The organism is Mycobacterium sp. E2989, assembly GCF_001667595.1.
Classification (GTDB): Bacteria; Actinomycetota; Actinomycetes; order Mycobacteriales; family Mycobacteriaceae; genus Mycobacterium.
Map to the genome: position 1 here is coordinate 16,233 of NZ_LZJX01000079.1, position 10,445 is coordinate 26,677.

Here is a 10,445-nt window from a genome sequence, read left to right on the forward strand (position 1 = left end):
GCGCCAGAGATCGCCGCTGCGCCTGATGGCGGCGACCCGCTTCGCTCGGCTGCGCCGCGCTCGCGATCGCCGCTGGCCTGATGGCGGCGACCCGCTTCGCCCGGCTGCGCCACGCTCGCGATCGCCGCTGCGCCCGATGGCGGCGACCCGCTTCGCCCGGCTGCGCCGCGCTCGCGATCGCCGCTAAGCCGGCATCACCCGCCGAACGTCCGGTCCCCAGAGCGGCTGCACCGCGGGCAGGGCCAGCTGCGTGGTGGTGATGACGTCGGCCAGTTCGCGCAACTGCGCGTGCACCGAACCGAGCAGATCAGACAGCTCGGCGCGCAGCCCGTCGGCACTGACGGCCTCCAGTTCGCCGGGATGCGAGCGGCGCAGCAGCGTGCCGATCTCGTCCACCAGCCGCTCCGGGCGCGACGACCCCGACGCGCCTGGCAGGTCCTTGAGGTTGGCCCGCAATCGCTCCACCTGATACAGCAACGACCGCGGGTTCTGCGCGTCGAACAGCATCAGCTCGGTCACCGCGGCGACGCTGACCTTGCCCACAGTGCGGCGCCGGTAGATGACCGAGGACTCGCACGCCACCAGCGTCGCCTCGATGATCATCTGTTCGGCGGCCGCGCGCCGGACCGCGATCAGCGTTTCCCGCAGCAGCGCCGTCAACCAGAGCCCACGTTCGATGCGCTTGCCGATGTCCATCATCGTCCAGCCCACGTCGCGCACCATCGACTCGCCGGCCACCCCGGCCAGGGTCAGCATCCCGGAGAGCGTCTGCACCTGGGCCGATGCCAGCAGCGCGTCGGCCTCGGCCAGCGAGTCCGGCGGCTCGCGCCGCTGGGCCAGCGCGCGCTCCACCCCGGCCAGCACCATCCAGGTGTCGTTGGACATCTGGTCGCGCACCGCCCTGGCCGCGAGCGCCAGGCCCTCCACCGACTGCACCAGGGACCCGGACCGGTCCGGGTCCACCGTCAAAGACCACAACGTCGAAGGGGCGACGGCGATCATCTCCGCCCCATCAACCGGACCGCCGTCGACCGCGGCGTCGGTCCCGGTGATCCGGCCCAGCGCGGCCAACAGCACCGGCACGCACTCGCTTTCCTCGGTGTGCTGCTGATGCCGGTAGACGTGGAACCTGTCCCGGGTGACCAACAGCAGCCGCGCCATGTTCTCCGCGCGCTCGCCGTACCGGCCGATCCAGAACAGGTCGGACAGCACGCGCGGCGAGCTGACGCCCCAGGTGCCCGCGGCCGTCTTCGCCGGGGGCGGCGGCGCTGGCAGGCTCACGGCCTCGGCCCGCGCGCGCTCCGTCGGACGCACCCAAACATCCTTCGCCGCAACGGTTTCCAGCGTGTATGCGGCCGGCCCAGGCGCCAGCACGTAGCCGACGCCGCCGATCATTGGGGCGTACCCGCTGCGCTGGGCCACGTTGAACAACCGGATGCCGACGCCGGCCGATGACAGCACCCCGGCGTGGTCGGTGGGCGCCGACGAGAACTGCGGCAGCTCCTGACCGATCCACTGCCACGGCATCTTCTCGATGCGCCCGGCCAACTGCGCCAACTCATAGGACGAAAGGGTGGGCCCGACAAGGGTTTTCCCGCCGACGGTTGACTTCACCAGCAGCGATGACAGGTTCGCCAGCAGGTGCGAGCGTTCGGCGTCGATGCCGCCCCAGTAGACCGGCGCCGTCTGCAGCAGCGGGGCCTCGGCGAGCAGATGCTCGGACAGCTGCGGCAGGAACCGCAGCAGCCCAGGGTTTTCCAGGATTCCACTGCCCAGCGTGTTGACCACGGTCACGGTCCCGCGGCGCGACGCCTCCACCAGACCGGCCACCCCGAGCCGGGAGTCGGCGCGCAGATCCAGCGGGTCGGTGTAATCGGCGTCCACCCGGCGCAACACCACGTCCACTCGTTTCAGCGTGCCCAGCGAGCGCATCCACATCTTGCCGTCGCGCACCACCAGGTCCGCGCTCTCCACCAACGGGAAGCCCAGCAGCGTCGCCAGATACGCCTGATCGAAGGCGGTTTCGGAGAAGATGCCCGGGCTGAGCACCACCACCACCGGATCCTGCGCGTCGTCGGGCGCGGCGTCGATCAGCGCCAGGCGCAACGCCTGGGCGAACGGCGTCGTCGGGCGCGGGGCGATCCTCTCGTACAGGTCCGGAATCGAGTGCGCGACCACGCGCCGGTCGGCCAGCGCGTAACCGGCGCCCGACGGCGCCTGCGTCCAGTCGGCGTTCACCCGGAAGGTGCCGTCGGGCAGCCGGCTGACGTCGCAGGCGTGCAGGAAAAGCTGGTGATGCCCGGGCACTTCGATGCCGTTGGCGGCGCGCACGTAACCGGGATGGGCGAACAGCAACTCCGGCGGCAGCACGCCTTCGATGAGCAGGCTGCGCGGCCCGTACAGGTCGGCGAGCACGGCGTCGAGCAGCCGCGACCGCTGCACCAGCCCGGCCTCCAGCGCCTCCCATTCCGCGGCGGACAGCACGATCGGCAGGGTGTCCAGGATCCACGGCCGCGGCTCGAGCCCGTGCCCGCCGGGTTCGACGTCGGTGTAGGTGATGCCGTCGCTGTCGATCAGGCTGCGCACCACCGAGCGGAGCCGGTCCAGCCCCGGCCGGCCCCGTTCGGCGATGGTGTCGGCCAGCTCGGACCAGGCCGGCCGCACGTTGCCGTCCTGGTCGACGAATTCGTCGTAGCCGGCCGCCGGCCCGTGCCGAAGATCGAAGAGCGCCTCTTGGGCGCGCGCGGCCCGGTAGCCGGCCAGCAGGCGGTCGGCGTCGTAGCGGTCTTCGTGACGGCCACCAGCGGCCGCCGCGGGTGCGCCGGTGCCGAATGTCATGTCCGCAAACGCCATTACCGCGAAACGGTACGCACGCGACGCAGGTCGAGGATGCCCGGCGCGCCGATGTCGGTGAAGATGCGCGCCTGTTTTTCCCGGATGTCGGACAGGTCGAGCTTGCCGGGGGTGAAGCCGGTGGCCTCGAAGCGGCGGGCGCGGCGCGCCTCGGCCTCGACCGCGTTGACGGGCGGCTCGTCGTAGGCCCGCCCGCCGGGATGCGCGACGTGATAGGTGCAGCCGCCGCGCGAGGTGCCCGTCGTCAGGTCGACAAGCTCGAACTGCAGCGGCACGTCGGTGCTGATCGTCGGGTGCAGCGCGCTCGGCGGCTGCCAGGCCTTGAACCGCACCCCGCCCACGTGGATGTCGGGGTTGTCGGTCGCCAGCAGCGGCACCGGGTAGCCGTTGACCAACACCACGTAGCGGTGCCGGTCGGCGCCGATGATGCGGATCTGGATGCGCTCGACCGACGAGTCGACGTAGCGGGCGGTGCCGGTGGCGGTGGCCTCCTCGCCGAGGGTGTTCCACGGCTCGATCGCCCCGCGCAGCTCGATCTCCACGCCGTCGAACACCGCGGTGCCGATGCGCGGGAAGCGGAATTCGGTGAAGGGATCCAGCCAGCTGGTCTCGAACGCGATGCCGTGCGCGCGCAGGTCGGCGGCGACGTCAGCGATGTCGTGAATGAGGAAGTGCGGCAGCAGGTATCGTCCATGCAGATTGGCGCCGTGCCGGATCAGCGGGGCGCGCAGCGGCTCGTCCCAGAACCACGCCACCAGCGAGCGCACCAGCAGCGACTGCACCATCGCCATGCGCAGGTGCGGCGGCATCTCGAACCCGCGCAGCTCCAGCAGGCCGAGCCGGCCGCGGGGGCTGTCGGGGCTGTACAGCTTGTCGATGCAGAACTCGGCGCGGTGGGTGTTGCCGGTGATGTCGGTCAGCAGGTGGCGCAGCGCCCGGTCGATCATCCAGGGCCGGGGGGCGTTGCCGCCGAAAGGACCGGCCAGCCGGGCGATCTCGGCGAACGCGATCTCGAGTTCGTAGAGCGCCTCGGCGCGGCCCTCGTCGACCCGGGGGGCCTGCGAGGTGGTGCCGACGAACCGGCCGGCGAACAGATACGACAGCGACGGGTGCCGCTGCCAGTACGTCAGCAGCGAGACCAACAGGTCCGGCCGCCGCAGCAGCGGCGAGTCCGCGGGCGTAACGCCGCCGAGGGTGATGTGGTTGCCGCCACCCGTGCCGCCGTGGGTGCCGTCGACGTCGAAGGACTCGGTGGAAAGCCGCGCCAATCGCGCCTGCTCGTAAAGGGTTTCGAGCTGCTGGCGCTGCTCGGCGAAGCTGGCGCTGGGCGCGACGTTGACCTCGATGACGCCGGGGTCGGGGGTGATGGTGGTCGAGCGCAGCCGCGGGTCCGGCGGCGGGTCGTAGCCCTCGATCACCACCGGGCAGTCGGCCTTGGCCGCGGCCGCCTCGACACGGGCGATGAGATCGACGAAGTGATCCAGCGCCTCGCTGGGCGGCATGAAAATGTAGAGCAGCCCGTCGCGAACCTCGGCGACCATCGCGGTGGGCGGCGCCGAGTCGGGGTCCTCCACCACCGCCGCGCCCGACTCCGTCGACAACGCGTCCCCGGCGGTCTGGGGATCGGCGTCGAACGTCGGCCGCGGCGGCCGCCAGCTGATGGAATCCAGCGGCAGCCGCAGCCCCGCCGGAGAATCGCCGTGCAGCAACACGATTCGGCCGCGGCGCAGCCGCCAGTCGGCGCTGGCCCAGCCCAGGCCGTCGTCGCGGCGGTGCAGGGGCAACACGAAAGCCGCTGGGGCCGTGACGGATTCGTCGAGTCGTGCCAACAGGGCGGCGCGGTCGGCGGGGGAGTCGCGGTCGAGATCGTCGGCCGGATGCACCGGCTCACCCTCGGGCTGGCGCACCTTGTCCGCCAGCCGGTGCAGCGGGTCCTCGTAGGCGGCCCGCACCTGGGTGAGCGGCAGTCCCAGACCGTCGGCGACCCCGGCGAGCACGTGATACGCCGCCTCCTCGTCGACGGGGGCCGGCCGGTCGCCCCAGGGGTCGGCCAGCAGCGCGTCGTCGGTCCACAGCGGGCGCCCGTCGGTGCGCCAGTACAACGCAATCTGCCAGCGCGGCAACGGTTCTCCCGGATACCAGCGGCCCTGTCCGCGCTGAATCAACCCGTCCGGCGCCCACGCCTGTTTCAGGCGCGCCGCCAGGTCGGAGGCGCGCTGGCGCTTGTGCGGGCCGTCGGCCGCCGTGGTCCACTCCTCGGCCACCTGATTGTCGACGGAGACGAAGGTCGGCTCACCGCCGATGGTCAGCCGCACGTCGGCGGCGGCCAGTCGCTCGTCGACGCGCTGCCCGACCTCACAGATCGTTTCCCAGGCGGCGTCGGTGTAGGGCAGGGTGACGCGGGGGTCCTCGTGGATGCGGGTGACGGTGTTGGAGAACTCCAGCACCGATTCGCACGGTTCGGTGCCGCCGCTGATCGGCGCCGCGGACGCCGGGTGTGGGGTGGCCGCCAACGGGATGTGGCCCTCGCCGGCGAACAAACCCGAGGTCGGGTCCAACCCGATCCACCCCGCGCCGGGGATGTACACCTCGGTCCAGGCGTGCAGGTCGGTGAAGTCGGCGGCGGGCCCCGACGGCCCGTCGAGCGCCTCCACGTCGGAGGCCAGCTGCACCAGATACCCGGAGACGAAGCGCGCGGCCAGCCCCAGCTGGCGCAGGATCGACACCAACAACCACGCCGAATCGCGGCACGAGCCGACCCCGGTGCGCAGCGTGTGGTCCGGCGTCTGGACGCCGGGCTCCATCCGCACGCTGTAGGCGACGTCGGCGTTGACGGCGTGGTTGAGGGCGACCAGCAGGTCGATGGTGCGCGTGCCCTCGCCCACCGAGAAGTTCTCCACCCACGCCCGCGTGAGCTTGCCCGGGCCCGACCCGTCGCCCTCTTCGTCGATCGGCCGCAGGTAGGGCTCGAGGTCGGCGGCCAGCTCCTTGGGGTAGATCAGCTCGGCCCGTCCATTGGAGGGGGCCCAGATCTCGGCCCAGTCCTCGATGAAGAAGTCGAACGGGTTGATCACCTTGAGGTCGGCGATCAAGCCGACCGTAATGGTCAGACGCCGGGTCGGATTCGGAAACACAAGGCGCGCAAGGAAATTGCCGACGGCGTCCTGTTGCCAGTTGATGAAGTGCTCCTCGGGCTCGATGCGCAGCGAGTACGCCTCGAGCGGCGTGCGGCAGTGGGGCGCCGGGCGCAGCCGCACGACGTGCGGATACACCCGGACCGCCCGGTCAAAGGTGTAGCTGGTGCGGTGCTCCAGCGCGACTTTGATGCTCATAACAAGGTGATCTCATCACAAGCGGCACAAGGCCGCAGCGCACCGCAGCCAGCGCTTACCGCGCTGTAACTTCGGACGCTGACCGGCGCTTATGCCGGCTGCGGCCCCGGCGGCGGGCCCGGTTGGTACCCGGGCTGCTGCGGCGAGACGACCTGGCCGCCCGTCAACTTGCGGTAGGCGTAGGTCAGGATGAGCCCGTCGAGCGGGGCGGTGACCAGCAGGCCGAGGCCGCACGTCACGACGCCGGCCAGGATCAACGCAAACACCACGAGCCACACCAGCAGCGCGTTGGCGAAGTTCGACCCCACCAGCGAGAAGCTGGAGGTGAAGCCGCCGATGGCCGACTCGGAGCGATCGACCACGAACAGGATGGTGAACTGCACGAAAAGGCTCAGCACCAGACCCGGAACGAAGCACAGGGAATAGCCGATCGATGTGAGCACGCCGATGATCAGCGCAGCCAGAAACGCCATTCCCAGATTGCGCGGCTTGAAGAACGAGCCGATGGTCACGGGGCGCCCATCGGCGAGATCCAGGCAGCCGGACAGGAAGCCGGCCTGGGCGAAGGCCGTCACGAGGTAGGTCAGCAGCGTGCCGAGGATGAACACGCCCAGCCCGGGCCCGGTGAGGTTCGTCGTGAAGTAGAAGCCGTAGTTGTCGGTGGTCGTCGTGCCCGGCGACATGTTCTGGCCCGCGAAGCTCACCCCGGAGGCCACCGCGAACAGCAGGCCATAGACGAGCGCCGGCACGATCAGCGTCAGGGCGTTCTTGGTGAAGGTGTTCCAGGCCCAGCTGACGGCCTCGCCGATGCTGAACGCGGGCGTGGTCGGCGCCCCGTAGCCCGGCTGGGGGTAGCCACCGTAGCCGGGCGGGGGCGGCGGCGTGCCGTAGCTCGGCGGTGCGCCGTAGCCGGGGGGTGTGCCGTAGCCAGGCGGCGGTGTGCCGTAGCCGGGCGGCGGTGTGCCGTAGCCGGGCGCCTGCGGTGGCGGTGCGCCATATCCGGACGGCGGTGCGCCATATCCGGACGGCGGTGCGCCGTAACCGGGGGGCGGTGGATAGCCCGGGGGATTCTGCTCGCTCCCGTGGGGATCGGCCGGGGTGCCTGGATATTCGGGAGGCTGGCTCATGTCCGTCCTAGCTGTTGACTCAACCTGTGGGCACGCGCACACGGGAACTTAGCAAAGATGAGTCCTCAGTGCCCGGCTTCGCCTGTCGTGGTATGCCTGAAGCCGTGTCCGACGGTCTTTTTGACCTGCCCGGCGCGGCGCCGGCGAGTGACCACGGCCTGGGCGTGTCGGCCGGCGCGCCCCTGGCGGTGCGCATGCGGCCGGCCTCGCTGGACGAGGTGGTCGGGCAGGACCACCTGCTGGCGTCCGGATCGCCGCTGCGCCGCCTGGTCGAGGGCTCGGGCGTGGCGTCGGCCATCCTCTACGGCCCGCCCGGCAGCGGCAAGACCACGCTGGCCGCGCTGATCTCCCAGGCGACCGGCCGCCGGTTCGAGGCGCTGTCGGCGCTGTCGGCCGGGGTCAAGGACGTGCGCGCGGTCATCGAAAACGCGCGGAAGGCGCTCCTGCGCGGCGAGCAGACGGTGCTGTTCATCGACGAGGTGCACCGGTTCTCCAAGACCCAGCAGGACGCCCTGCTGTCGGCCGTGGAGAACCGGGTGGTGCTGCTGGTGGCGGCGACCACCGAGAACCCGTCGTTTTCGGTGGTGGCGCCGCTGTTGTCCCGGTCGCTGATCCTGCAGCTGCGGCCGCTGGGCGCCGACGACATCCGCACCGTGGTGCAGCGCGCGATCGACGATCCCCGCGGCTTGGGCGGCGGGGTCGCGGTGACGCCGGACGCCGTCGAGCTGCTGGTGCGACTGGCCGCCGGCGACGCGCGGCGGGCGCTGACCGCATTGGAGGTGGCCTCCGAGGCGACCGATTCCGTGGGCGTCGAGACCATCGAGCAGTCGCTGGACAAGGCCGCGGTGCGCTACGACCGCGACGGCGACCAGCACTACGACGTCATCAGCGCGTTCATCAAGTCGGTGCGCGGCTCCGACGTCGACGCGGCGCTGCACTACCTGGCCCGCATGCTCGTCGCTGGGGAGGACCCCCGCTTCGTCGCGCGCCGGCTGATGATCCTGGCCAGCGAGGACATCGGCATGGCCGACCCGAGCGCGCTGCAGGTCGCGGTGGCGGCCGCGCAGACGGTGGCGCTCATCGGCATGCCCGAGGCGCAGCTGACGCTGGCGCACGCGACCATCCACCTGGCCACCGCGCCCAAGTCGAACTCCGTCACCACCGCGCTGGCCGCGGCCATGGACGACATCAAGGCGGGCAAGGCGGGCCTGGTGCCGCCCCACCTGCGCGACGGGCACTACTCCGGCGCGGCCGCGCTGGGCCACGCCCAGGGCTACCGGTATTCCCACGACCAGCCAGATGGCGTTGCGGCGCAACAATATCCACCCGACGAGCTGGTGGGCACCGACTACTACCGGCCGACCGGTCGCGGCGCCGAGCGGGAGCTGGCCGGGCGGCTGGAACGGCTGCGCGCGATCATCCGCGGGAAGCGAGGACGGGCATGAAGACCTTCACCGACGAGGAGATGGGCCGGCTGCTGGCCACCACCAAGGATTACAGCGTCGTCATCCTCAAGCGCGGCCCCAGGTTCGGCGACGAGTCGTCGCCGGGGCTCATCTGGGAACACGGGCGGCGCAACTTCGGCCTGCGCGACGACGGCGTGCTGGCGGTGGTGCTGCCCGTCGCCGACGAGTCCGATGTGTGCGGCATCGGGGTGTTCGCCGCCACGGTCGACGACACCGCCGCGATCATGGCCGACGACCCCGGCGTCGCCGCGGGCGTGTTCACCTATCAGGTGCACCCGTGCCGGGGATTCCCGGGCGACGCGCTGCCCTGAACGCGCCGCCCTGAGCGCGCCGAGCGTCACGCCAGCGTGGCGTTGAGCCGCCGCCGCCACGCTGGCGTGACGCTCGCGAGCGCGCGAGCGACGTGAGCGCGCCGCTATACCAGCTCGGGCACCCGCAGGTGGGCGATCGCCAGCTCGAACTCGGCGACGTCGATCACCTCGGCGCCAAGCTCCCGGACGCGCCTGCTGCGCAACTCGCTCGCCCGGTCGCTGTTGCGGGCCATCGCGTCCATCGAGTCGAACGTGGAGCAGGCCACCGCCCGCCGGCACGCGGGGTGGTCGACCAGCAGGCTGGCGCTGCAGAACCCGTCGAGTTCCTCGAGCTCGGGCAGCACGGAGGAGCGATAGAAGTCCAGCGACCGGTTGAGCTGATCCGGCACCACCTTGAGCCAGGTAGCCCGCACGCACGCCCCCTGACGGGACGGGTGGTCGCGGTGCAGCAAAGCGATGTCCCACTCCTCGACGCGGGCGCTGCCGTCGAACATCAGCGCGGCCCGGTCACGGATTGGGGCGACCCGTTCGGCGCTGGCCCGCATGGCCTCGATGCCGTCCCACGAGCTGGTGGCGATGCAGGTTCCGGACTGCCGGTCGACCAACAGTGACAGCCCGACGCACCCGTCGATCTCGGTGAGGGCCGGCATCACGACATCGCGCATATGCGCGATTCCGATGTCCACCGACAAGGGTTGCGCCTGAATGGTGGTAGAGCGTGCGTACACGGCCGACCCTCCTCTGTCGAGGGCAGCGCCCCGGTGGCGCCACCGGTCTCACCAGTTACCTTCCTCCTGCGCGCCGCACGCCGCAATGCCCGGATGTGGCGGCGCTCACAAACGATTGGCCGGCCTTGAGCGGCCCCCGCGGGTGCGCCGTAGGCTGGTCGGGATGCATACCGACGTGCTGGACGTGGACACCTCGCGCCGCCGCATCGTCGATCTGACCGAGGCGGTGCGGGGCTTCTGCTGGTCGCGGGGCGATGGGCTGTGCAACGTTTTCGTCCCGCACGCGACGGCGGGCGTCGCCATCATCGAGACCGGCGCCGGTTCCGACGACGACCTGATCGAAACGCTGGAACGGCTGCTGCCGCGCGACGACCGATACCGGCACTCGCACGGCTCCCCGGGCCACGGCGCCGACCACGTGATGCCGGCGCTGGTCGCGCCCTCGGTGACGGTGCCGGTCTCCGGCGGCGAGCCGATGCTGGGCACCTGGCAAAGCATCGTGCTGGTCGACCTGAACCGCGACAACGCGCAGCGCTCGGTGCGGCTGAGCTTTGTGGAGGGCTAGCGGCCCGATAGCCCGGCCACGCCAGCGAATAGGCTGGAACAATCCTCGACGCAACCAGGCCAC

The 10,445-nt window shown here is 71.2% G+C and carries 7 protein-coding genes; 3 read left to right on the top strand and 4 right to left on the bottom strand.

Annotated elements, in window-relative coordinates; translation table 11 throughout:
* Positions 1–183 precede the first annotated feature (183 nt).
* From A5680_RS14085 to A5680_RS14095, 3 genes are all read right to left on the bottom strand, one after another.
* Positions 184–2,838: a circularly permuted type 2 ATP-grasp protein gene (locus A5680_RS14085; protein ID WP_369827664.1), complete on the bottom strand. Its 2,655-nt coding sequence runs from the start codon at positions 2,836–2,838 to the stop codon at positions 184–186.
* 14 nt (positions 2,839–2,852) lie between these two features.
* Positions 2,853–6,185 (bottom strand): DUF2126 domain-containing protein, encoded by a 3,333-nt coding sequence (locus tag A5680_RS14090; RefSeq protein ID WP_067820262.1) that lies wholly within the window; start codon positions 6,183–6,185, stop codon positions 2,853–2,855.
* A gap of 89 nt (positions 6,186–6,274) precedes the next feature.
* The gene (locus A5680_RS14095; protein ID WP_067820265.1) at positions 6,275–7,312 is read right to left on the bottom strand and encodes a hypothetical protein; all 1,038 of its coding nucleotides are present in this window, start codon (positions 7,310–7,312) and stop codon (positions 6,275–6,277) included.
* Positions 7,313–7,404: 92 nt separating this feature from the next.
* Here A5680_RS14095 and A5680_RS14100 point away from each other — a divergent pair, with 92 nt between their 5' ends.
* Entirely contained in the window at positions 7,405–8,757 is a 1,353-nt protein-coding gene (locus A5680_RS14100; protein WP_067820270.1) for a replication-associated recombination protein A, read from the top strand.
* Positions 8,754–9,089, top strand: a complete 336-nt coding sequence (locus A5680_RS14105) for a hypothetical protein (protein WP_067820273.1) — start codon at positions 8,754–8,756, stop codon at positions 9,087–9,089. Before A5680_RS14100 ends, A5680_RS14105 begins: the two co-directional genes overlap by 4 nt.
* Before the next feature lie 104 nt (positions 9,090–9,193).
* On the opposite strand, the gene A5680_RS14110 is transcribed toward A5680_RS14105, so the two are convergent.
* On the bottom strand, positions 9,194–9,817 hold the full coding sequence (locus A5680_RS14110) for a hypothetical protein (protein ID WP_055404772.1): 624 nt from the start codon (positions 9,815–9,817) through the stop codon (positions 9,194–9,196).
* A 175-nt stretch (positions 9,818–9,992) separates the two neighbouring features.
* Here A5680_RS14110 and A5680_RS14115 point away from each other — a divergent pair, with 175 nt between their 5' ends.
* Positions 9,993–10,382, top strand: coding sequence for a secondary thiamine-phosphate synthase enzyme YjbQ (locus A5680_RS14115; protein WP_197281301.1), 390 nt, complete (start codon positions 9,993–9,995; stop codon positions 10,380–10,382).
* Positions 10,383–10,445: the final 63 nt, after the last annotated feature.